We start from the raw sequence: 221 nt of genomic DNA, 5'->3' as shown, positions 1-221 counted from the left end.
TGCTAGGCATCCAGATTGCGTTCAAAGACTTTGCGATCGGATCGTCGATATGGGGAAGTAAGTGGGTAGGAATGGACAATTTTTCGTTTGTTCATGATCCGCAATTTTGGATGGTTGTCAGAAACACACTTACAATTTCCGTACTGAAATTCGTTTTTGGGTTTCCTTTACCGATCCTGCTGGCCATTATGATTAATGAAGTTAACCATTCGGGATTTAAG

Annotated in this window: 1 pseudogene; it reads left to right on the top strand. The window is 41.2% G+C overall.

What is annotated here, in order from left to right:
• Positions 1-221, top strand: a pseudogene (locus tag CPT76_RS38600) (sugar ABC transporter permease); the annotation flags it as partial.

The organism is Paenibacillus sp. AR247, from assembly GCF_002968895.1.
Taxonomy (GTDB): Bacteria; Bacillota; Bacilli; order Paenibacillales; family Paenibacillaceae; genus Paenibacillus_AQ; species Paenibacillus_AQ favisporus.
The sequence above is the reverse complement of the archived record's forward strand: the minus strand, read 5'-3'. Positions and strand labels throughout refer to the sequence as shown.